The sequence below is a fragment of the Bacillus sp. NTK074B genome (genome assembly GCF_017303375.1).
In the GTDB taxonomy this organism is placed as follows: Bacteria; Bacillota; Bacilli; order Bacillales; family Bacillaceae_B; genus Rossellomorea.
Map to the genome: position 1 here is coordinate 151,613 of NZ_JAFKOH010000005.1, position 21,095 is coordinate 172,707.

The window sequence follows — 21,095 nt, forward strand, 5'->3', positions numbered from 1 at the left end:
GTCCTTACAGCATTACATCCTCTTTCTTTTTCTGATTTCCAGTGGATACACCCACCAGAAATTATATACTTCGAAAAATTTTGTCAATTTAGCCTTTATTAATTATTACTTTATTGGCATAATAAAATATAAGCGCTTTCTTTTTTGATAATCGTTGGTTTAGTGAATCCTTTACAACTGCTTACCACGGAACAAATTCAGAACAGCTTATATTAAAAAAAGATTTTCAAGCAAAGTGGGTGAATGAGATGAAGGAAAGAGAATTTACTTTGAAAGAGGCTATGCTCTTCAGTCAAAGAATGGCCCAGCTTAGTAAAGCTTTATGGAAAGCCATTGAAAAGGACTGGCAGCAGTGGATCAAGCCATATGACCTGAATATCAACGAACATCATATTCTCTGGATTGCGTATCATTTAAAGGGGGCTTCCATCTCAGATGTGGCCAAATTCGGTGTTATGCATGTTTCAACAGCTTTTAACTTCTCAAAGAAATTAGAAGAACGGGAACTTCTGGAGTTCTCGAAGCGGGAGAATGATAAGCGGAATACGTATATTCAACTGACAGATAAAGGAGAAAAAGTTCTTCTCGATTCAATGAAGAACTATCAGCCTGAAAGTCACTCCATCTTCCAGGGTGTGTCACCACTACGGGAGTTATACGGAAAGTTTCCTGAGATGATTGAAATGATGACCGTCGTCCGAAATATTTACGGAAATGACTTTATGGAAATATTCGAAAAATCCTTTCACAATATAGAAAATGATTTTTCTGATGATAATGGAAAGCTCGGTGAACTATTTGAAGATGAGGAAGAACTGGCTTAAATTATAAGCTCTTCTGCAATTGTTTCATTAAAGTTGGGTAAATGTTTTGAACAAGGCAGCTATGGACAACTTCATGCACATCGAGCTCTGCATGAAGCCCTTCTTCAAATTCATTAAAAAGCGGAGTATTGTAGACGAATCCTTCCGCTTTTTGTTTTTTAAGCTTCATGCTCAATCTATCACAATTAATAAAGAACTCCCCCACTTCCTTCTCCGACAATCCACTACGGATAATTAACCGGTGAAAAGGGTATCCATGTTCGGGCATCATTTCAGCCATCAACCTTTGATGATACTCGAGTTTCTCTATTCGTTTCATTAGTTCGTCCATATTCATCACCCGCTAAAATTCTCATACTCTCATTGTACAAAACTATAACATACCTGTCTCCCTAAATACCCCCCAAAAAAATAAGAAAAAAACCTTCCAAAATGTATTGATTTTTTCCTGCAATCGTAATAAAGTATGTAAAGCACTTAATTAACCACTATTCGTCTAATGGAGGCGATTTTTTTATGCATTGCTGGAAAACAATCAATTTGGAAAAACAATTTGGATTTTACCGAGTCTTTTTACTTTCTTCCATCATCATGATGATGGTATTCTCATTAATATACGTACCTATCAATTTACTATTTCCGAGTTCATTCTATGATAATCATTTCCTTGGGTTCTTTCTTGGATTGATGAGCATCTATCCATTGCATAAATTTTTTCACATCGTGCCTATTCTTCCCTTTGTGAAGAAAATAAAGTGCAAATGCAACCGTAAAATGTATTTCTTGCCGATTCTGTCGTTAAGAGTAGATCAGCCGATATCAAAATACCGTTACCTGGTCGCCCTGGTAGCCCCGTTCTTTGTCTTAAACAGTATATTATTATATGGGTGCTTTCATTTTCCACATTACTCGCATTACTTTACGATGCTGCTTGCCTTTCATTCAGGCATCTGTGCCATTGACTTTATTTATGTAAGGCAGCTGATGAACTCACCAAAGAATGCATTGATTGAAGAAAATGAAGACGGATATGAAATATTGATTTATCAGTAAGGATGATGGATGGCCATTGAGGGACGCTCTCGATGGAAGAAGTCATCCTTCTCATTTTTTAAGACGCATACACATTTGTCCGGTTCCTTGTTTATGCGAAAAAAGCTTCATTTACATGAACCAGGCAACACTCTTGCTACCATTTAGGGAAATAATTTGGTAATGTATAGTCTATAGGAGATAACGGGGAGGGGTTTGGATGATCTCCATGTTTTTAGTGCTTGCAGTTTTCATCTTATTTTATATAAATAAAATGACAAACGCATTATGTTTACAAAAAGAAATACCTGAAGAGCGCCAACCTAAGGTGTTTAGAACCATCAATATCCTAATCACCATACTACTGGTCTCTTCATATATAGAAATTCTGTTTACATAGAAGAAGAAAAGCGGAGGCGGCTCGTTTAGCCCCGACAAGCATAACTGGGAAATCCCTGAAGGCGCTCTTTGCCTTTGGGGATTTTTCAGTTATGACCTCGAGGGGCTAGCCGGCGGAGCTGGACAATGAAAAGCGGAGGCGGCTCGTTTAGCCCCGAAAATGTAAAAGCAGATCCGAAATAATTCGGACCTGCTTTTCCTATCTATTCATATTAACAAACGTATGCTGCACCAATGATGATTAACAAAATGAATAATACTACGATTAACGCGAAACCTCCGCCGTACCCGCCGCAAGCACCTGACATATGCGCTTCCTCCTTTCATGTATGAAAAGCATAAACAGATGAATATGAGCAAAAGGGGTCAGCCTTCCTTAAAGTATTGCCTGCCCCCTCTTACAGTCTTTATCCGTTACATATAAACCCTGAGGCTAAATTATAGCCAAGCTGCACCCACAATGATTAACAGGATGAACAGTACTACGATTAACGCGAAACCTCCGCCGTATGCGTGACCCATAACTTTCCACCTCCTTTGAAGCGCTAATTTATCTTATTCAAGTTAGCTGCCTTTTGTTTTAGGCCAATGTCATAAATCTTAATTTTTTAGCAAATATATGCGGCACCAACGATGATTAATAAGATGAACAGCACTACGATTAACGCGAATCCGGAATTGTATCCACAGCTCATATTTATTACCTCCTTTTCTCTCTTCGCTCTTATCATATGAAGGAACCTAGGAAATGGGTGTGTAAAATGCCCATTTTTCTGTAGATTAGTTTGGAAAATATTTTTTTTCATGGAAAAAGTATGTTATAGTATGTTTTGTAGAAATTTGACAAGCCATCAAACGAATATATTGTAGGAGTTGATCACCATGAAAAAATGGATCATTTCAGTATCACTGGCTGCCGGTGTCGTCGGACTCGCTGGATGCAGCGGTGACGGTGCTGATGGAAACAGTGATGTTGTTGCAACAACAAAAGCCGGAGACGTAACAAAAGATGAACTTTACAAATCAATGAAGCAAAAATTCACTCCACAAATGGAACAGGCCCTTCAGGAACTGGTGTATACAAAAGTCCTTGAAGAGAAGTATGATGTGTCAAAAGAGGAAGTTGATCAAAAGCTGAACGAAGCGAAAGATCAATTGGGACCTCAATTTGATATGTTCTTACAACAATATAACTTGGACGAGAAGTCGTTCAAGCAATACTTAAAACTTCAACTTCTTCAAGAAAAAGCCGCTATTTCCGATGTGAAAGTAACGGATAAAGAAGTGAAGGAATACTACGAGAAATGGAAGCCGGATATTAAAGTTCGCCATATCCTTGTAGAAGATGAGAAAACAGCCAAAGAGGTCAAACAAAAATTGGCTGATGGTGCAAAGTTCGAAGATCTTGCCAAAGAATACTCTACGGATCCAGGTTCTGCTGAAAATGGCGGAAGTTTGGGATGGGTAGACTACGCTGGACGCCAAAATTTCGTTCCTGAATTCTCAAAAGCTTTGGACACTCTTGAAAAAGGTAAAGTGAGCGAGCCGATCAAGACAGAATATGGCTACCATATCATTGAAGTGACAGACAAAAAAGAAAAGAAATCCTTTGACAAAATGAAAAAGGAAATCGAGAAAGAACTGAAGCTTTCCAAAGTGGATCCTCAAAAAATCCAGGAAGCAATGAAAGCAGAGATTGAAAAAGCTGATCTGAACATTAAGGATAAAGATCTGAAAAAGTCATTCGACCAGGTACTGAATCCTCCAGCAGCACCTGAAGGCGGCGAAACACCTGCACCTGAAGGAGGAGCTCCTGCACCTGAAGGGGAAGCTCCTGCACCGGACAAAGCTGAATAATAAAAAGGACTGAAGGCTATCTTAGCCCTCAGTCCTTTTTAATGGCGACATTAAGATGTTAGTTGACGCCTTTTTTCTTTTTCCTCTTCCATCCGATGTATATAAACTTCCCCCTCTTTTTCAATCCACTCATCTTCCATCGTCTTTTCTTCTTTGGCTGATTTTATCGTCATAAAGGCACTACCGAAAATTCCTGCTACAACCAAATACATCCAAATAGGCAATGTCATTTGCATCATCTCCTTATAGGTTTGTCCTCTTTTATAAACATGATATGAAAGCAAAGGAGAAAACATGACCGCATAATTGAAAAAAACCCGATCATCGGAACGGGTTCTCAGAATCTTTATTTATGAAACGTGGGTTTATAAAACGAACGATTATCCAGGGCAAATACTCTTTCCGTGTACTCTCCAGGCTTCACCCGTTGGAGTGCACGATCCAGCATATTCATCTTCGCATCAACATTATCGATATAATGAAGAATCTCCGCTTCACGGATAAGTGGCGGCTTTGGACTTCCCCACTCGGCCTTTCCATGATGACTAAGGACGAGATGTTGAAGGATCATGACCTCTTCTCCTTCAATGCCCAGTTCATCTGCCGCTTTTCCTATTTCATTCACCATGATGGAGATGTGTCCGATCAAATTCCCTTCAATTGTGTAAGTTGTGGAAGTTGGTCCTGACAGTTCGATGACTTTCCCTAGATCATGCAGGATCACCCCTGCATACAGAAGGTCGGAATCGAGGGAAGGATACAGTCCTGCAATGGCCTTGGATAGATCAAGCATGGATATAACGTGATACGCAAGACCTGAAACGAATTCATGATGGTTCTTTGTAGCTGCCGGATATTCGAGGAAAGGCTTCTGATATTTTTTGATCAGGTGTCTCGTGATACGCTGAATATTCGGGTTTCTCATTTCGAAGATATACTGTGTGATCTTACTCGTCATTTCATCTATGCTCACAGGAGCGGTTTCAAGGAAGTCTGAAATGGCATATCCATCCGCTGGTGAAGCCGGTCGGATCTGCTTGATTTTAAGCTGGTTCTTCCCACGGTAACTATGTATATCTCCCACGACTTTTACGATCGTTTCAGGCTGGTATGCCTTCTCATCCTGATCGGAAGCGTCCCAAAGCTTTGCTTCCATGTCCCCGCTCTTATCTTGCAGGATCAGCGTTAAGAACGGCTTTCCAGTATTTGTCGTGCCTTTGGTCATCTGCTTGATTAAAAGTGGTAAATCGATGGTTTCACCGACACTAAATTGTGTAATTCCTGTCATCTCTTCTCCTCCGTCCAACTATAATAATAGTTTCAGTATATCATATTTTAATGTGTAAGTTGGGTGGAAAGGGCTGGTGGTGATGTCAAAATTGGTTGTCTCCCATTTTGGTGAAGAGGTAACCTCCTGTGATCATTGAAAGGACTCCTCCATCAAAGGTCCGTCCCTCTCATGATCACACTAAAGCCGCCTCAACTGATGAGACGGCTTTAGGTTAGCTTGCTACTTCTCTTTTTTGTTTTTACGAATCCAGACTTTGGTGGCTAGAAGGCCAACCAGCATGACGAATGCACCAAAGTAGTAGGGGATATGGATATCCCATTCAAATAATGTACCTGCAAGCAATGGGCCCGCTACGTTCCCAAGACTGAGAAACGAGTTATTCAGCCCCATCACGGTCCCCTGCCTTTTACCAGCCAACTTTGAAATCAGGGAATTCAAAGAGGGCCGGAGCATTGAGTTTCCGATAAAGAAAACCGCCGTTGTTAATAGAACTCCGGTGAAATCAGTGGCAAAGTTCATGATAATAAATCCTACTGCACTCAAAAGTAATGATCCAGTCACCACTTTTTCTTCTCCGAACCGTTTTGTCGCTCTTCCCACGCCGATCCCCTGTACGAGGGTACCTATGATACCGATTATGAGAATGATGATCCCGACCTGCTGTGGTCCATAGCCGTACCGTTCCAGTGCATAATAGCTGAAGATCGATTGGAAGTTGGCAAGTCCGAAGCTCATGATGAACACGAGGATCAATAAGAAGCCAACCGGACTCATCACGGCATTCTTCATGACAACAAAACGATTTTCTCGTTTCTCATCCGGATCATATGTCCTTTTTTCCTTCGGATAGGATTCCGGTAAAATGATGACCGAAACGATGGCTGCTATCGATGCCGCCACTCCTGCAAAGATGAATGGATAAGAGAGATTGATCTCTGCCAGCCATCCCCCAATTCCAGGGCCAATCACAATACCGAGCCCCATGGCGGCTCCAAGGATCCCCATCCCCCGGCCCCGATTGTCCTCATCCGTGACATCGGACACGTAGGCCATGGCAGTCGGCATTAATGCTGAACCAAAGACACCGGCCAGGATCCTTGATAGAAAGAGCATCCATAATCCCACTGCAAAAGCGAAAATAAATTCAGCGATGGCAAATCCGATCAGACCGATGGTGATTAAAGGTTTACGTCCGATCCGGTCTGATAAACGTCCCCAAACGGGAGCAAATAGGAACTGCATAAAAGCAAATACAGCCACCAAAGCTCCGAGGGTCTGGGCATTGGCATTGAATTTTTCTACATAGAATGGCAGGATCGGGATGACCAGTCCGATTCCAACCATAACGATGAATAGGTTAAAGCTAAGTAACGCAAGTGGACCTCGATTCCGTTTCCAACCTTTTGATTTTGTCATATGATGTGTTCCTTCTTTCTGGCACTCATTTCTCTCAATCGCAGCTATATGTTTATACCGGTTTGGATGTCCAAAACAAACTCCTTGTATATTGTAACCAATATAGGAGACTAATGCTAATGGTAATCGGTCTGGTTCATGAAGTGCTCATGGATTCGTTACCCTCTAAAATGATTTGCTCATCCTCGGTAAACGACTGTTTAATATGATGGTGGCATGTGAAAAATAACACCTGGTGGTCCCTTGCCACTTTTCTCAGGAGTTTAAGAAATGCCTGTGTTCTGTTCAGGTCAAAGTTGACTACTCCATCATCAATCAGAACAGGCAAAGAATATTTGTCTCTCATTGATTGAATGAGAGCGAAACGAATCGAAATGAAGAGCTGCTCTTTCGTCCCCTGACTGAGTTCGACGGCATGAAAGACCATCCCATCCTTCCTCTCAACCTTGACCATTTCATCTTCCAATAAAAATATACGGTAATAGTGCCCCTCCGTCATTTCTTTGAAGTTTTCTTCTGCAAGCTGCATGACTTTCGGCATCTTGGTTTTCTGATAGAGGTCCATGGTTTTCTTTAAAGATACTCCAGCTAATCTATATTTGGACCATTCAAGGGCAAGTTCCTGAAGCTCGGCTTTTTTGCTTTGAAATTCCTGAAGGATAGCAGAAAAGCTCTTTCCTTCCTCTAACGTTTTTATTTCATATGAAATGGAGGCAAGTTCTTTTTGGCAAGCGGACAGGTTGATCGAGAGACGGTCGATGGATTGTGCGATACTGTTTAATTCCTTTCTGCTTTCTTCCAGTGATTCAAACTCCAGGAACGTGTCGAGGGTTCTCTTGGGCAGTCTTGTTTTCAGCCCCTTATATTGAGAAGAGAGGACGGTGAGTTCCTCTGCCTGGAGAGCCATCTCCCGAAATTCCACTTCACCGGTACAGCCGGCTGCCTTGATAAGAGCCTGAATATCATCTTGAATCTTTCTGACTTCAATAGAAAGCTTTTGGACTTCCAGGGACAAAGGTTCTAATTCCGCCGTAATATTCTCCGTAATGAGCTGACGTTTCTCTAAATCCTGTATGATTCTTTTCATTTGAATCAAGGCTTCATCCATTGTCGTGAACGGAAGGGAGCGGCGGTGGAACCATTTCTCGCACTCTTCTATGTATTCATCCAATTTCCTTGCAGTATAAGCTTCTTCTTCGGATAAATGGATAAACGTTTCATAGTTAGAGACTAATTCTTTCATTTTCGCAAAGGCATCTCGGAGCCACTTCCAGTGGAAATCCGCAGGCAGGCATAACTCTTTCTTCAGATAAGCCAGCCTTTCTTCTCCATGGGCGATTGACTTCTCATTCTCTTCCTTCCTTTCACGCAGTTTCCGGATTTTCCTTTCCTGCTCTTCTAATGAGAGGATGCGCTGTTTCCATTCGTTTCGGTATTCCATTTGGTCTTTGAAGCTTTGTTCGGTCAAGTCATGAGGTGAATACTCCATTTCCACTCCGGGTTGAAGCTCTTTTGCCCCAGCCTTGAGTCTTTGAAGGGTGAGGGATTCATTATGGAGATTCTTCCGTGACTGTATGACGGTTGAACCTACTGCAATCAGAAACAGTAAGCTCACCCCTGACACGATCCAATTACCCGAGAAGGTTCCCCACCCAGCCAATCCTATTAAAACCAGAAATAACCCACCGCTTATTAGCATCTGTGAAGAGAAAGAAGCTTTTTTCCTACTATAATTTTCTTCTGACTCTTTGACTTGCATGTTCATCCACTTCATCTGTTCCTGTGTAGATTGCTTGGCAGAGTTTGCTTTGATCTTCCGTTGTAACTCTTGAAATTCATCTTCTTCCATCAACTGGTCTTCCAGACGTTCGCATTTATTTTCGATCGCTTGAAGCTCTTCCGTTTCATCATCTTGAAGTTTATACAAGCTCTCACGTTCATGAAGGAGTTTTGACTGCCGTTCCATTGCTTGTTGGATGTTGTCAGACATCATAAGGCTTGTATTCAGGGTAGGGATATCTTCCATCCCGATCTTGAGTCCTAATTCCCTGATCGTGTCCTTGATTTGACTTTGAACCATTTTCAGTTCTCTGCCCCGCTCACTGATTTCTTCTCTCCATTTAAGGTAAAAGGTTTGCTCTGACAATATTTTTTCTATAAAAGGGGTATCTTCTCTTAAGCTCAAATCGAGATCTTCCTCTTCTAATCTCTGTTGAAGTTTTGCTTGTTTGGTTATCAGGGTTTCAAGGTAAGCGGTCGTTTGTCTTTCATCTAACTTCAGCTTGTTCAGTCTCTCTAAACCTTTAGTAGGGAATTCAATGCCTTTTAACTGCGAAAGGCGCTCTTCCACTTCTCTGAACTGAATAAGGGTATCCCAATTTTCACTAACGGAAAGCAGATTCCCCCTTTTTTCAGAGAGGACCTCCTTTTCCTTTTCCATGGAGGAAATGTCCGACTCCAATGATCGGCGTCTTGCTATGAGGGGCATGTACTGATCATTTTTCTCCTTTTCTTCCCTTACCTGCTTATCAAGCGCTTTTAATTCGGATAATGCCTCATTGATCTTTGGTTTCCTCCCCGATTTCTTAAACAGCTGCTCTCTTTCTTTTTGCCAATCCTGAGCAAGCTTCAATAGGTGGTCCGTCCCTGATGAACCTGCCGTGAAGAGATATCGGTTCAGTTCATCCTTTTTAAGGCGCTGGATGTCTTGTAGGCCATCCAAGTTGAAGGAGAATATATTTTGATAGGTGGCCCGGTCCATTTTACCGAGCAAATGTTGGAGGGCTTCTTCTCCCTCCATTCTTCCGTCTTCGAATTGGACGGTAACATCCCCTGCAGCCTTCCCTTTGATACGCTCGATGCTAACCATTCCCTGATCCTCGATTTGACATAAGAGTTTCCCGCCATACTCCGCCGATGATCTGGGAACGTATCTCAATAAGGATTGCTGCTTCGTTGGAAAACCGAATAGAATACTGTGAATAAATGACATGATCGTCGATTTTCCTGCTTCGTTTTCTCCATAGAATAATTGAAGATCGCTTAGTGTATAATGCTTGTTTACTATTTTTCCATATCCGTAAATATGAAGTTCAATCAATTTCAATTTCTATCACCACCACTCAGTAAATGCTTCGCTTCTTGTATTAAGGAGTTCTTTTCATCTTCTTCCAATGGAGACAGAAAACGATAGATGGACGGATGCTCATACAGTTCTGCCATGGCTTCCTTCCATTCTTCCCCTCCCATGCTTTCAAGGGTTAAGATCACTTCCTGTTTAAACGGATCATGTTCCCCGAAACCGGCTGTTGGAGGAGACAGGCGAATGGAGTGAACCCATTTCACTATCCCGTGGCTTTCATAATCGGACTGAAGCGCCTCGAGAAGCTCGCCACTTTCGATCCTGTCCCTCATCTCAAAGGAAAGTGATTCTTCATCTATCAGAACGATTTCAATTAAACTTTCACCAGTAAGGGATTCCATTGCCTTTTGAATCCGCTGAAATACCTCTCCAAACCGCTTGGTACCTTGAAGGGATACGGCGCATCTTTCCCATAATAAATCGTGGGTGGCTATAAACGACAGCTCTGTATGATATCCATCCAATACGACTTCATAACAGCCTTTCTCACCCTTTTCCCTGCGGTGCCTTCCCTGAATGTTACCGGGATAAACGATAAAAGGTTCTTCATGCAAGATCCGCCGTTCATGAATATGCCCGAGTGCCCAGTAATGGTAGTTCTTCTCCACCAGTTCAGCTATTGTAAACGGCGCGTAAGGCTCATGAGACGAATCAAGGCTCCCTTCACTTCCATGCAGGACCCCGATAGTGTAACGCCCCGATACCCCTTTTGGGTATTCCCCAATCCTTCTTTCTCTGATATGTCTTGATCCATAGCTGAAACCCACGATATCCACCATTTCACCGGTTTTGGTGATGAGCTGCTTAACCTCCGTTTTTTCGTTAAATATATGTATATTCCCAGGCATATCAAGCTCTAAGCGATGGCTGCCCAGGTGATCATGATTCCCATGGACGACATATACAGGGATATCATTAGTATCCAAAAGCTGAAATTGCTTTAGTAATCTCGCTTGAGCCCTAATGCTCCTGTCTTCTTCGTCAAACAGATCCCCGCTGATGATCATAAAGTCGATTTGTCTTTCAATAGCTTCTTTCACCACTTTTTCAAAAGAAGCAAAGGTGCTATTATATATTCGTTCAAATACGTCTTTGGGTAAATGCTTCAGCCCTATAAACGGACTGTCTAAATGTAAGTCTGCTACATGAAAAAATCGGATCTTCCCCATGAAGTTCCCTCCCTGCACTACGAATATACGTTCTTATATTACTTCATTATATCCTAAACCCGTGGAAGATTTCAGCATGTATTCATAAATTTGCGCTTTTTAAAAAAAGGCCGCTCCTCATGGAGTCGGCCTTTATCTTATTTCTTCGATGTAAGATCCATCGCTTTCTTAATATCTTTATATGAATTGGATTTACCGTATAGAAGGACCCCACCCCGATAAACCCGTGCACCGAAAACACCCAACAGGACGATGGTCACGAGAAGGAGGGCAATTCCGATAATCGGTTCATACAACGGCAGGTTCAACATCCCGACCCGAAGGAACATGACCATCGGAGTGAAAAAGGGGATGTAAGACGTAATCGTGACAAAGCCCGATTCCGGATTCCCGAGGCCAAACATCGAAATGAAGAATCCGATCATGATCAGGAAGGTCATCGGCATGATCATCTGCTGAACATCTTCGATTCTGCTTACAAGGGAGCCCAATAAGGCAGCAAGGGTCGCATACAGGAAGTACCCCAGCAAAAAGAAAATAATGGCATAAATGATAACACTTACTGATAAGGATTCAAATCCAAATCCATCAAAGAATCCCCCCACCAGTTCATCCTTCTTGCGAATGAGGGTAAAGTAGCCTACACCAAGGATAACCGCCAATTGAGTCAAGCCCGCCAAACCGATTCCAATGATCTTCGCAAACATTTGTTTCACTGGTGACACACTTGAAATGAGGATTTCCATGACCCTTGAGCTTTTCTCCGTCGCGACTTCCATAGCCGTCATATTAGCATAGGCAATGACAGAGAAATAAATAAAGAACAATAGAACATATACAATGCCCCTTGCCTGGCTCAGTTCTTCCTCCGATTTTGCTCCTTCAACGAGGGCTTCTTTTTCGAATTCTACAGAACCGCTTAACTGTGAGAGCTCTTCCCCGGAAAGCTCCAGTTTACTCGCGGCTTGTGCGGACTTGATATTTTGAAGGGCGATCTGCAATTCTCCCGTTACGGTAGACTCCGATAAGGAATTCGATTTGTACAGTGCTTTCGGCAGGCCGTCCCCGTTTTCGCTTAAAATCAACAAACCTTTCAGCTCTTCTGACTCTATCTTTTTCTCCATTTCTTCTGTTGATTGAGAGGAAGGCACTAATTGTATCTCACTATTCAGAATTTCCAACTGCTGGACGAGTGGGTCATATAGCTTGCCCGTTTCGTCCTGAACCGCAATCTTGCTCCCTTCATCATCCGTGAAGCTTGAGATCACACTATCGAAATTGGCCAGCAGTACAAGAGCCGCCGCAATGATGACCGTTGAGATGATAAAGGACTTGGCCTTAAGTTTTGACATATACGAGTGACCCAGGATCAAGAAGAAATTATTCATAAGAGGTTCCCACCTTTTCTATAAAAATATCATTCAAGGACGGTTCCTCCAATTCGAATTTACGCAGGAAACCTTTTTGTACGACATCGTGGAACACCCCTTGTGCAGCTTTCTCCGATTCCACCTGCAGCAGGACTCCTTCCGTTGTTTCTTTAAGCTTTGTCACTCCTTGGAGGTCCTTCAGATACGAAAGGTCAAAATCTGCATGAATCACCACGTTTTTCTTTCCAAAGGAACGTTTGATTTCCTTGAGACCCCCTTGCACAACAGGGCGTCCTTTATGCATGATACACAAGCTCTCACAAAGTTCCTCCACATGCTCCATCCGATGACTCGAGAATACGATCGTTGTTCCGCTTTTCTTGATCTCCCTGACAGCGTCCTTCAATAACTCAACATTCACCGGATCAAGACCGCTGAATGGTTCATCCAGTATTAAGAGTTTCGGCTTATGGATGACCGAGGCGATGAATTGAATTTTCTGCTGATTTCCTTTAGACAGCTCTTCGACTTTTTTGTTAAGGTACTGAGGAACATTGAACCTCTCCAGCCAAATGGTTAATTCCTTCAGGATCTCCCTTTTCTCCATTCCCCGAAGACGTGCCAGATAGACGATTTGATCACTCACTTTCATCTTAGGGTAGAGTCCTCTTTCTTCGGGTAAGTATCCGATTTCAGGACTAGTGGAATAATCAATCCCTTTCCCGTTCCACGTAATCCTGCCTTCTGTTACATCCAACAATCCCAACACCATGCGAAAAGTCGTCGTTTTCCCGGCTCCATTCGCTCCTAGGAATCCAAACATCTCACTCGGTGGGATTTCAAGTGACAGCTCATCTACCGCTGTAAAATTCCCAAACCTTTTGCTTACATGCTGTAATTTTAAACTCATGTTATACGCTTCTCCCTCCTGCATCTGAGCATTATGTCATCCGTTTCTCTAATACTCTACGATTCTATCCATAAAAGGTTTCATTTTCCATCCTTTTTCATTTTCAAACAATTTAGACTTCCCAAAAAAAAGATAGTATGAAAAAATAAAGGGGTACATAATTTTAATACAAAGGGGTATTAACAATGAAAGTATACAAATTGACAGTGTTTGAGAGTGACGGCAAAAAAATCCTGGATGAATCATTCGAAGCTTCATCTGACAGCGATGCGAAGAAAATGGGCGAATCGATGCTCGAGGAAAAAGGATACGCCGAGTACACACATCGCTGCACCTCCCCTCTTGGGAAACTGTTATTGTTTCATGTGTAAGATTTCTCTTGCATTACAGGCTATATTGTCTGTAATGCATTTTTCATTGGTTATGTACGGTAAAAAAGAACCAACCCTAAGGCTGGTTCCCTTGAAAATTCATTCACCCTTGAATTGGGGCCTTCTCTTTTCCACGAATGCTTGAATGCCTTCTTTATGATCGGATGTTTGGCGCATGAGCCACTGTCCTTCCTTCTCCAGATCCAGTGCATGCTGCAATCTTTCTTTATTCAGTGCTACAAACACTTCTTTCGTTTTCAACATGGCTTTCGTCGGCGCACTCAATACCTGTTTCGTATATCGCCCTATCCCTTCCTCCAATTTACCTGAAGGAATGGCTTCATCGACAAGGCCTTTCATCATGGCTTCCTGCCCTTCAAATACTTTGCCGTTCCAGATCAACCGTTTCGCTTTATGCGTTCCCAGGCGCTCCTGCAGAAGGAAATGGCTGCCCCCATCCGGGATCAAAGCGATTCCGATAAAGTTCATGGCAAGCTTGCTGTCTTCTTCACACAGAATATAATCCGAAGCAAGTGCAAGACTCAATCCAAGGCCAGCAGCTGCCCCATGGATACCTGTCAGAACCACTTTCGGCATAGAATATAGGGTCATTACCAGCTCACTGATCGTATCCATGATCTGTGAGAATTGCTCCTCTCCACTTAATTGCAGCATGGACTTAATATCTCCCCCGGAAGAAAATCCCTTTCCCTCCCCGGTCAGAATCAACAAAGAAATCGACGGATCATTTTTCACTTCTTTAAGCGCTGCCAGCAGCTCTTCCATCAAACGTGCATCCAATGCATTCAGGGACTGAGGCCGATTCAACATAAGCCTAGCCACTTTCCCCTCTTTATGTAATTTTACTGTTTCATATTGATTTGACACTGTCAAAATAATCCCTCCCCTGTTATTATCATAGCGCATGTCTCTCGTTACAGGAATGTTTTTTTAGAAAAATACAATAATTCAAAAAAGAGACCGGCATCCAGCCGATCCCCCACCGAATACTCAAATTTGTTTTATTTGACCCTGAACCTGATCCCGGAGAGCTCTCTTTAAAAATTTCCCTACAGACGTCTTGGGTATTTCTTCAAGGAACAGTATTTCATCCGGCAGCCACCATTTCGCAAACTGAGGTTTCAGAAAATCCAATACGTCTTCTTTTGTCACATTTCCTTTTCCGGATTCCTTTAGGACGACACAGGCAATCGGTCTTTCCTGCCATTCTTCATGCGGCACCGCGACGACAGCAGCTTCGAAAATATGTTCATGAGCCATGAGGGCATTCTCCAGATCCACTGAAGAGATCCATTCCCCACCGGACTTGATGAGGTCCTTTGTGCGATCCACGATTTTAATATAACCCTCTTCATCTATGGTGACGACATCCCCCGTATACAACCAGCCATCCCTGAATGCATCCTTGGTCCTTTCATCCTCATAATACTCAGAGGCAATCCACGGCCCTCTTAATGCCAGTTCCCCCATTTCGACACCGTCCCATGCCACTTCACCGTCTTTACCGACGATTTTCATGTCCAAGCCCGGTACAAGGATTCCCTGCTTTGCTTTCAGTTCGAGCTTTTCTTCAGGAGCCAGATCATCATGATAGCTTTTGGAGGAAGCAATGACAGCAAGCGGGCTTGTCTCGGTCATACCATAGGCATGCATAAATGGAATGCCGAACTTCTCTTCAAATGAGCGAATCATGCCTTTAGGCGCAGCTGATCCTCCGCATAAAATCGAGCGAAGACTGGAAAGATCATATTCATTTTTTTCCAACTCATTATGAAGGCCAAGCCAAATCGTAGGAACGCCTGCTGAGATGGTCACTTTTTCATCCTGCATGAGCTGTGCAAGAAGGCCAGGTGTGAAATATGGTCCAGGCAGAACCTGCTTCGTCCCGAACCAGACCGATGCGAAAGGCAGACCCCATGCATTTACATGGAACATCGGTACCACAGGCAGAGCAACATCCCTTTCACTCACTCCCGTCGTATCAGCGAGCCCAAGGGCCATTGCATGCAACACGATGCCTCTATGAGAATAAATGACTCCTTTAGGATTACCGGTGGTCGCAGAAGTGTAACACATTCCTGCAGGGGCATTCTCATCCATATCTGTACGGAAAGGGAAAGTCGGGTCCCCTTCTTCCAATAATCTTTCATAATGATAAACGGGCTCCAGAGTCGTTTCAGGCAAGTCTCCATCCGTCATTACAATGAACGCTTTGACTGTCGGGATCTGGTCTTTGATCTTTTCAATGAGCGGAACGATTTCTGAATCGATGAGCAGTACTTGATCCCTGGCATGATTGATGATGTATGTGATGTGCTGTGGCGCCAAGCGGATATTGATCGTATGTAGGACTGCACCGCTGCACGGAATGGCAAAGTACGCTTCCAGGTGACGGTGATGATTCCAGGCAAGTGTCCCTACTTTATCCCCTTCCTCAATTCCGAGTCTCTGCAAGGAACTTGCGAGCCTTCTCGTCCGTTCAGCCCACTGTTTGTATGTGAAGCGGGTGATACCGGACTCTGTTCGGGAAACGATTTCTTTCTTAGAAAAATACTTTTCAGCCCGTTCAATCATCTGTGTCAAAAGCAGAGGTGTTTGCATCATATTCAATCTCTCCCCTCAATATAGTAAGCGTTTTCAATATGTGTTTGATTTTCTATGTCTATCTTACTAATTCTCCTTTTCCTGCGATTATTCCTTTTGGTATTGTTGAAAAATTCAGGTGAATAGCAAGAAGGCTGCAACAAAAAAAGGGCGACCCTTAAGCATAAGCCTTCGGGGCACCCTTTTTTTGTTATGAGAATAGTTCGTTTAGTATCTTAATTTTCTTTTCAGTATATTCCTTAAATCCAAGATTATAGGCATTGGGTTCTTTCGGATTGGCGAAATGCGTGATCTTTCCAGTCTTCGGATCAATGAATTTACTTGCCGCCCCGCAGCCGATCCCGATGATGGTTTGGACTTCTTCCATGATCATGATGTTATAGATGCTATCCTGTCCGGGAAGGGCATAACCTACGTTCTCTAAGTTACCCAGGATATTTTTCTGACGGTATAAATAGTAAGGTTCATAGCCGTGTTCCTTTGTCCACTCCTCAGCAAGGTTCATCATCTCCCCGATTTCAAGCCGGTCAGCTACTTTGTACTTGTCTTTGTTCTTCGTCATTTCAGACGCTCTTTTAAAGGACAAAGTATGAACTGTCAACGATTCAGGCATGAGCTTTTCGGTTTCATCTAATGAATGCTGAAGTTCAGGAAGCTCTTCACCTGGAAGTCCGATGATCAAATCCATATTGATGTTGTTCATTCCCATACCGCGGGATAAATGAAACTTATCAATGGTTTCTTCTACTGTGTGATGACGGCCGATTGCTTTTAACGTTTCCTGGGTGTACGATTGAGGGTTAATGGAAATCCGGTCGATATTCCACTTGTTGAGCACCTCTAATTTATCCCCGGAAATCGTATCCGGTCTTCCTGCCTCGACTGTCACCTCCCTAACTTTATCCACATCAGGGAAGGAACGGTACATCTCTTCATACAGGGCATCCATTTCTTCTGCCGTGATGGAGGTAGGGGTACCGCCACCGTAATAGATGGTTGTGATTTTAATATTCTTTTCCTTCATCCAGCGTCCCATTTCCTGAATTTCGTAGTGAAGTCCGGCAAGGAACGAATCGACACGACCTTGTTTACCCAATATCGCGTATGCAGGGAAGGTACAATAAGCACACTTGGTCGGACAGAATGGGATACCAATATAGATGCTCACTTCATGCTGCAGATCATAAAGGTCCGGCACAACAGAGAGTTGACGATCGACGATATTTTGCATCAGGTCAATTTTTTCATCTGTAATCAGGTATTCCTTTTTCAATTTTGCATGGATCTCTTCTTTTGGGACACCGAGCTGCGTCTGCTTATGCATGAGCTTCGTTGGCCGGATACCCGTTAAGATCCCCCACTTCTGCCTGATTCCCGTCAGATCCTGAAGTACATTTAAATACACATGGGAAACGGCTGTTTTAAGCTGTTTGAAGCGCTCTTTCTCATTTTCATACGGAGCCCAGTCATGTTCATAATTGGCGCTGTACGATTGTTCTTTTGAGGGTTCCGTTAATACGGCTGCTGCTTCTATTTTTTCAGCTGTTGAAAGTTCTATATGGACTTGAAGATCTGCATTGTCACATGAACCGAAGTGAATCTGAGACTCTTCAAAGAATAAATTGGCTATCAAACGCAGGGGGCGTTCGAAACGCTCATCCTCGATTCCTTTTATCAAAACATTCACGTTGTAATCACCTTTCACAAAACTAATAAGCTTTTATAAGTGTACAGAAAGGGGTGGGAATGGTCAATGGTCGGAACTTTGGCATCAATAAAACAACCCCCGCTTTCCTCATCGAAATGCGGGGGCCTTCATTATGATTTTATGATATTCATTTTTTTCAGAAACGGGATGGGATGCTGTTTTCGAAACAGCTCCGTCACAAAGTAAGGAATCCCTTTTTCAACCTGGCTCCGTGTGATCCAGTTGGCCGCAGCCCTCACTTGAGGCGGTGAGTCTCCCATAGCGACACCGAGTCCGGAGCACATCATGCAATCGATATCATCTATTCCTGAACCGACCATGACGATTTGATCCTTCTTTACTCCAAGCCTTTCAGAGAGATACATTAACCCACGCAGCTTGGATACACCCTTCGGCACGATATCCAATTTATAATCAGATGTCGGGATGGCATCCACTTCTTCATACATTCCTTTTAAAGAAGCAACCACATCCCGTATATCCTCCCTGTGTTCCATGACGACAGATATTTTCGGTACAGACATCGGATTTTCCAGTAGATGATCGCTTACCCGCTCCACAAACTGTTTACTGTAAAGTAGTTTGGATTCCCGCTGCCATGAAACCTTCGCCATCTCCCTTGCCTGAGTATTGGCTTTGCCTACGATGGACCGCCTTTCATGGGAAAGGTGTATCTGGCTTGAAAAACCTTCCAGAAATTGAACGATCTCATACGTAATATCCTCGGCAATCTTTTTTACGTACATCGGCTTCTCAAGTTCGCCCGCGATATAAGCTCCACTATGAGTCACGACGGGACCATCGAGCTTTAGGGCCTTGGCAACTTTTTTTGCGGAAGCAAAGCTCCTGCTTGTCACCAATGTGACCGGAACCCCTTTATCTTGAACGTACTCAATTGCTTCCTTCGTTTCCTTCGCAATTTTTCCGTTTTCATTCACGATGGTGCCATCAATATTCAAAGCCATCATTCGATAGATCATCATTGGTGTCCCCCCTATATGTTGTCTACTCCCTTTCTTTACTTTTATGAAGTAGGATAGACAAATATGACAAGGTGGGGGAGTGGAATTTATGGCTTGGGATTTTAGAACGGTGAAATGGAGTTCATTCCAGCTTAGAAAGGTATTTTTTTTGAAAAATCCATACGATATCCGTTTCAATGAGACGCTTTGAGAGAATATAAGGGGGTTTTTCGAAAAGCAATCTGTCATTATTCATGTATTGCGTCATTTTCGGTCTTATTTGCGTCGTTTTTTTATTTATTGCGTCATTTTCGGACTCAATTGCGTCATTTTCAGCCATAATTGCGTCATTTAACAATAAATGGAATAAATCAACAAACAGCACAACCAATAAAAAAAACCGACTCCCCATCAGGAAGTCGGTCCCTATTCACACTATTATTTTTGCATTGAACCGTAAAGTTCTTCAAGCGGCTTCATGATGACTTTGTTTAAGTCATTGATGACCATGCTCATGCGTTGCTCAGCTTCCATAAGCTTAGCGATTTTCTCGTGCTGTTGGACAAGTTGAGCTGTTTTTTGAGCCTGCTCCACTTCTTCCTGAGAAATTTCTTCACCACTCATTTGTTTTTGTTGAAGAGTCATTTGAATGTTTCTGAAGTTTTCAAACATCTTGTTAGCCGATTCGTCACTGTTTACTTCATCATACATTTTTTTCAGTTGTAGAAATTCATCGCTTTGACGCAATGCACTTTCTAATTCGTTTGCTTGATCGTATAAGTTAATAGCCAAAATACGTACCTCCTATAATTTCACTTACCTTCACTATAACAAACAATAGTGCGGATTTCTAGGAAGGACCCTTAAACAGGGTAAATCAGGATATCAATAGGGCGATGATCCCCTGTACGATCCCGATCGCTCCCCCGAGCAATGCCCCGAGATACGTGATCATCTTGAACTCTCTTCGTGAGATCCCAAGTACAAGTTCTTCCAACCTTCCTACGGAGAAGGATTCTACCTGCTCCTGCACGATATGCTGGAGATGCATCTTCTCCATCAAGTTCGGAATCTTATTGGATAAGAGGTCCGTCCCTCTATCCACCCATTTGGGGAGCTGGGTATGGAAGAAGTCGTGCTTGTGCGGTTCGAGCCAGTGGCTGAGCGGCTTGGACAGATGTTCTTCGATGTTGACGATTTTGACAAGGGAGGTTTGGGCCGTTCGAATCAAGTCTTCTTCCGGCAATCGGTCGATGAACTCTTCCAGTTTCATCTGTTTCAGCTTCGCCCACTCTTTCGTCAAGAGGTTAAACAGGATCTCCTGTGTTCCTTCATGCTTGATGAACTTTACGATTTCAGGCTGTACCTTATCCGCAACCGACGTATTGCCGAGGAACATTCCAAGCATATTTCCCAGCATCCCCCGTTCCTTAAGGAAATCATCAATCATGATTTTCACCTTCATCTTTCCTTCCGGGCTAGTGAAATAGGTTTCCGCCCGGTCTGCGATGAAGTCAACGAGCATCGGAATACGATCTGCCACTTTTCCCTGCCATTTTTCAGGAAGGGCCTCTTCCAGCGTCTGAGATGTATAGGATTCTTTTGCATTCTTCATCTTTGCAGCAATCCAGTCCTCAAGCCAAACATTCAACCGGTCTCCGGACACAGGGATTTGAAGGATTTCCAGCCATTCATTTACCGTCTTATCCGACGTGAATACGGGTTGCAATTCGTCGGATAGCCATTGTGTGACATCCTTTTGAAATTCTTCATTCATTACTTTTTTCTGAAGACTTTCAGGTGTGATTAAATGGTCCACCACCATCTTCCCAAGCTGCTCCGCCAATTCCCCACGGCGCTTCGGGATCAGCCCAGGTGTGAATGGAACTTTAAATTTTCCGATATAGTATGCCCGATACGGCCTGAATAACATTTTTATTGCTAATGAATTGGTGACTCCTCCAATGAGGGCACCGACAATGACCATGAACAGTATGAGGATGAAAGCATCCAGCATGA

The 21,095-nt window shown here is 43.0% G+C and carries 22 protein-coding genes; 5 read left to right on the forward strand and 17 right to left on the reverse strand.

Translation table 11 applies throughout. The annotated features are described in order from the left end of the window. Positions 1 to 248: 248 nt before the first annotated feature. Entirely contained in the window at positions 249 to 824 is a 576-nt protein-coding gene (locus JI667_RS10380) for an HTH-type transcriptional regulator Hpr (protein WP_206852786.1), read from the forward strand. Position 825: 1 nt separating this feature from the next. Here JI667_RS10380 and JI667_RS10385 read toward each other — a convergent pair whose 3' ends face one another. Next, positions 826 to 1,155: a DUF1878 family protein gene (locus JI667_RS10385; protein ID WP_206852787.1), complete on the reverse strand. Its 330-nt coding sequence runs from the start codon at positions 1,153 to 1,155 to the stop codon at positions 826 to 828. 185 nt (positions 1,156 to 1,340) lie between these two features. Between JI667_RS10385 and JI667_RS10390 the strand changes: the two genes are divergently transcribed. Next, positions 1,341 to 1,877, forward strand: a complete 537-nt coding sequence (locus tag JI667_RS10390; RefSeq protein WP_206852788.1) for a DUF3267 domain-containing protein — start codon at positions 1,341 to 1,343, stop codon at positions 1,875 to 1,877. Between the two features lie 199 nt (positions 1,878 to 2,076). Beyond that, the gene (locus JI667_RS22685; RefSeq protein ID WP_224941652.1) at positions 2,077 to 2,256 is read left to right on the forward strand and encodes a hypothetical protein; all 180 of its coding nucleotides are present in this window, start codon (positions 2,077 to 2,079) and stop codon (positions 2,254 to 2,256) included. A gap of 211 nt (positions 2,257 to 2,467) precedes the next feature. Here JI667_RS22685 and JI667_RS10395 read toward each other — a convergent pair whose 3' ends face one another. The 3 genes from JI667_RS10395 to JI667_RS10405 all read right to left on the reverse strand — a co-directional run bounded on the left by JI667_RS10395 (position 2,468) and on the right by JI667_RS10405 (position 2,950). Beyond that, positions 2,468 to 2,563: a YjcZ family sporulation protein gene (locus JI667_RS10395; RefSeq protein ID WP_079534381.1), complete on the reverse strand. Its 96-nt coding sequence runs from the start codon at positions 2,561 to 2,563 to the stop codon at positions 2,468 to 2,470. Positions 2,564 to 2,693: 130 nt separating this feature from the next. Beyond that, positions 2,694 to 2,777, reverse strand: coding sequence for a YjcZ family sporulation protein (locus tag JI667_RS10400; protein WP_060670486.1), 84 nt, complete (start codon positions 2,775 to 2,777; stop codon positions 2,694 to 2,696). 86 nt (positions 2,778 to 2,863) lie between these two features. After that, positions 2,864 to 2,950 carry a YjcZ family sporulation protein gene (locus JI667_RS10405; protein WP_044337791.1) on the reverse strand — a complete coding sequence of 29 codons (87 nt, stop codon included), beginning with the start codon at positions 2,948 to 2,950 and terminating at the stop codon, positions 2,864 to 2,866. A 187-nt stretch (positions 2,951 to 3,137) separates the two neighbouring features. On the opposite strand from JI667_RS10405, the gene JI667_RS10410 reads away from it, so the two are divergent. Then, positions 3,138 to 4,112, forward strand: a complete 975-nt coding sequence (locus JI667_RS10410; protein WP_206852789.1) for a peptidylprolyl isomerase — start codon at positions 3,138 to 3,140, stop codon at positions 4,110 to 4,112. 50 nt (positions 4,113 to 4,162) lie between these two features. On the opposite strand, the gene JI667_RS10415 is transcribed toward JI667_RS10410, so the two are convergent. The 7 genes from JI667_RS10415 to JI667_RS10445 form a co-directional block, all read right to left on the reverse strand. Beyond that, positions 4,163 to 4,342: a sporulation YhaL family protein gene (locus JI667_RS10415; RefSeq protein ID WP_206852790.1), complete on the reverse strand. Its 180-nt coding sequence runs from the start codon at positions 4,340 to 4,342 to the stop codon at positions 4,163 to 4,165. A 116-nt stretch (positions 4,343 to 4,458) separates the two neighbouring features. Beyond that, complete coding sequence (gene yhaM / locus JI667_RS10420) at positions 4,459 to 5,400, reverse strand: 3'-5' exoribonuclease YhaM (RefSeq protein ID WP_206852791.1); 942 nt, start codon at positions 5,398 to 5,400, stop codon at positions 4,459 to 4,461. 222 nt (positions 5,401 to 5,622) lie between these two features. Next, positions 5,623 to 6,921, reverse strand: coding sequence for an MFS transporter (locus JI667_RS10425; protein WP_368077899.1), 1,299 nt, complete (start codon positions 6,919 to 6,921; stop codon positions 5,623 to 5,625). Between the two features lie 34 nt (positions 6,922 to 6,955). Further along, complete coding sequence (locus JI667_RS10430) at positions 6,956 to 9,925, reverse strand: ATP-binding protein (RefSeq protein WP_206852794.1); 2,970 nt, start codon at positions 9,923 to 9,925, stop codon at positions 6,956 to 6,958. Then, positions 9,922 to 11,130, reverse strand: coding sequence for a metallophosphoesterase family protein (locus JI667_RS10435; protein ID WP_206852796.1), 1,209 nt, complete (start codon positions 11,128 to 11,130; stop codon positions 9,922 to 9,924). Before JI667_RS10435 ends, JI667_RS10430 begins: the two co-directional genes overlap by 4 nt. A 137-nt stretch (positions 11,131 to 11,267) precedes the next feature. Continuing rightward, the gene (locus JI667_RS10440; protein ID WP_206852798.1) at positions 11,268 to 12,518 is read right to left on the reverse strand and encodes an ABC transporter permease; all 1,251 of its coding nucleotides are present in this window, start codon (positions 12,516 to 12,518) and stop codon (positions 11,268 to 11,270) included. Continuing rightward, on the reverse strand, positions 12,511 to 13,410 hold the full coding sequence (locus tag JI667_RS10445) for an ABC transporter ATP-binding protein (RefSeq protein WP_206852800.1): 900 nt from the start codon (positions 13,408 to 13,410) through the stop codon (positions 12,511 to 12,513). Before JI667_RS10445 ends, JI667_RS10440 begins: the two co-directional genes overlap by 8 nt. Positions 13,411 to 13,595: 185 nt before the next feature. Here JI667_RS10445 and JI667_RS10450 point away from each other — a divergent pair, with 185 nt between their 5' ends. After that, entirely contained in the window at positions 13,596 to 13,781 is a 186-nt protein-coding gene (locus tag JI667_RS10450; RefSeq protein WP_206852802.1) for a YhzD family protein, read from the forward strand. A 99-nt stretch (positions 13,782 to 13,880) separates the two neighbouring features. On the opposite strand, the gene JI667_RS10455 is transcribed toward JI667_RS10450, so the two are convergent. From JI667_RS10455 to JI667_RS10480, 6 genes are all read right to left on the reverse strand, one after another. Then, entirely contained in the window at positions 13,881 to 14,675 is a 795-nt protein-coding gene (locus JI667_RS10455; protein ID WP_206852804.1) for an enoyl-CoA hydratase, read from the reverse strand. A 117-nt stretch (positions 14,676 to 14,792) separates the two neighbouring features. Beyond that, complete coding sequence (locus JI667_RS10460; protein WP_206852806.1) at positions 14,793 to 16,406, reverse strand: long-chain fatty acid--CoA ligase; 1,614 nt, start codon at positions 16,404 to 16,406, stop codon at positions 14,793 to 14,795. 190 nt (positions 16,407 to 16,596) lie between these two features. Then, a complete protein-coding gene (locus JI667_RS10465) occupies positions 16,597 to 18,093 on the reverse strand; it encodes a coproporphyrinogen III oxidase (RefSeq protein ID WP_206852808.1) in 1,497 nt (498 codons plus the stop codon). 131 nt (positions 18,094 to 18,224) lie between these two features. Then, positions 18,225 to 19,097 carry a Cof-type HAD-IIB family hydrolase gene (locus JI667_RS10470; RefSeq protein WP_306465455.1) on the reverse strand — a complete coding sequence of 291 codons (873 nt, stop codon included), beginning with the start codon at positions 19,095 to 19,097 and terminating at the stop codon, positions 18,225 to 18,227. A 417-nt stretch (positions 19,098 to 19,514) separates the two neighbouring features. Then, entirely contained in the window at positions 19,515 to 19,868 is a 354-nt protein-coding gene (locus tag JI667_RS10475) for a YlbF family regulator (protein ID WP_206852810.1), read from the reverse strand. A gap of 85 nt (positions 19,869 to 19,953) precedes the next feature. Then, positions 19,954 to 21,093, reverse strand: a complete 1,140-nt coding sequence (locus tag JI667_RS10480) for a DUF445 domain-containing protein (RefSeq protein WP_206852812.1) — start codon at positions 21,091 to 21,093, stop codon at positions 19,954 to 19,956. Positions 21,094 to 21,095: the final 2 nt, after the last annotated feature.

What these genes read in the sequence shown, in the direction of transcription:
- JI667_RS10380 (WP_206852786.1), top strand. Translation starts at nt 249, where the DNA reads ATGAAGGAAAGAGAATTTACTTTGAAAGAGGCTATGCTCTTCAGTCAA.
- JI667_RS10385 (WP_206852787.1), bottom strand. Translation starts at nt 1,155, where the DNA reads ATGGACGAACTAATGAAACGAATAGAGAAACTCGAGTATCATCAAAGG.
- JI667_RS10390 (WP_206852788.1), top strand. Translation starts at nt 1,341, where the DNA reads ATGCATTGCTGGAAAACAATCAATTTGGAAAAACAATTTGGATTTTAC.
- JI667_RS22685 (WP_224941652.1), top strand. Translation starts at nt 2,077, where the DNA reads ATGATCTCCATGTTTTTAGTGCTTGCAGTTTTCATCTTATTTTATATA.
- JI667_RS10395 (WP_079534381.1), bottom strand. Translation starts at nt 2,563, where the DNA reads ATGTCAGGTGCTTGCGGCGGGTACGGCGGAGGTTTCGCGTTAATCGTA.
- JI667_RS10400 (WP_060670486.1), bottom strand. Translation starts at nt 2,777, where the DNA reads ATGGGTCACGCATACGGCGGAGGTTTCGCGTTAATCGTAGTACTGTTC.
- JI667_RS10405 (WP_044337791.1), bottom strand. Translation starts at nt 2,950, where the DNA reads ATGAGCTGTGGATACAATTCCGGATTCGCGTTAATCGTAGTGCTGTTC.
- JI667_RS10410 (WP_206852789.1), top strand. Translation starts at nt 3,138, where the DNA reads ATGAAAAAATGGATCATTTCAGTATCACTGGCTGCCGGTGTCGTCGGA.
- JI667_RS10415 (WP_206852790.1), bottom strand. Translation starts at nt 4,342, where the DNA reads ATGACATTGCCTATTTGGATGTATTTGGTTGTAGCAGGAATTTTCGGT.
- yhaM (WP_206852791.1), bottom strand. Translation starts at nt 5,400, where the DNA reads ATGACAGGAATTACACAATTTAGTGTCGGTGAAACCATCGATTTACCA.
- JI667_RS10435 (WP_206852796.1), bottom strand. Translation starts at nt 11,130, where the DNA reads ATGGGGAAGATCCGATTTTTTCATGTAGCAGACTTACATTTAGACAGT.
- JI667_RS10440 (WP_206852798.1), bottom strand. Translation starts at nt 12,518, where the DNA reads ATGAATAATTTCTTCTTGATCCTGGGTCACTCGTATATGTCAAAACTT.
- JI667_RS10445 (WP_206852800.1), bottom strand. Translation starts at nt 13,410, where the DNA reads ATGAGTTTAAAATTACAGCATGTAAGCAAAAGGTTTGGGAATTTTACA.
- JI667_RS10450 (WP_206852802.1), top strand. Translation starts at nt 13,596, where the DNA reads ATGAAAGTATACAAATTGACAGTGTTTGAGAGTGACGGCAAAAAAATC.
- JI667_RS10460 (WP_206852806.1), bottom strand. Translation starts at nt 16,406, where the DNA reads ATGATGCAAACACCTCTGCTTTTGACACAGATGATTGAACGGGCTGAA.
- JI667_RS10470 (WP_306465455.1), bottom strand. Translation starts at nt 19,097, where the DNA reads ATGATGATCTATCGAATGATGGCTTTGAATATTGATGGCACCATCGTG.
- JI667_RS10480 (WP_206852812.1), bottom strand. Translation starts at nt 21,093, where the DNA reads ATGCTGGATGCTTTCATCCTCATACTGTTCATGGTCATTGTCGGTGCC.